1 protein-coding gene and 1 pseudogene are annotated in these 552 nt (G+C 70.1%); both read left to right on the top strand.

Going from position 1 to position 552, the window contains the following annotated elements; translation table 11 throughout:
• On the top strand, positions 1-431 hold a 431-nt coding region (locus FMN52_RS00150), incomplete at its 5' end, for a potassium-transporting ATPase subunit C (protein ID WP_148606711.1).
• 3 nt (positions 432-434) lie between these two features.
• A pseudogene (locus tag FMN52_RS20065) lies at positions 435-552 on the top strand (sensor histidine kinase KdpD); the annotation flags it as partial.

Here is a 552-nt window from a genome sequence, read left to right as displayed (position 1 = left end):
CGGCCCTGCTCGGGCAGAACTTCAACGACCCCGACGGGAAACCCGACCTTTCCCTCTTCCAGCCCCGCCCCTCGGCCGCCGGGGACGGCTATGACGCAACCGCGTCCTCCGGATCCAACCTGGGCCCGGAGAACCCCGCGCTCCTGAAGGCGATTGCGGAGCGCAAGGCCGCCTACCTGGCGGAAAACCCGGGAACCACCGTGGTTCCGGCCGATGCGCTGACAGCCTCCGCCTCCGGGCTGGACCCGGACATCTCCGTGGCCAACGCCCTGGACCAGGCGCCGCGCGTTGCCAAGGCCCGTTCCCTGGACCCGGCCAAGGTGGTGGCGCTGGTCCACGAGCAGACCACGGGGCGTGGCCTCGGCTTCCTCGGGGAACCCCGGGTAAACGTGTTGAAGCTGAACATTGCCCTGCTGGGGCTGGACAATTAGCACATGACACGCGGAACGCTGCGGGTATTGCTGGGTGCCGCCCCCGGCGTCGGCAAGACCTACGCCATGCTCCAGGAGGGGCACCAGCTGGCCGCCGAGGGCCGCGACGTGGTCCTGGCGC

This window comes from Marinobacter sp. BW6 (genome assembly GCF_008107725.1).
GTDB lineage: Bacteria > Pseudomonadota > Gammaproteobacteria > Pseudomonadales > Oleiphilaceae > Marinobacter.
The sequence above is the reverse complement of the archived record's forward strand: the minus strand, read 5'-3'. Positions and strand labels throughout refer to the sequence as shown.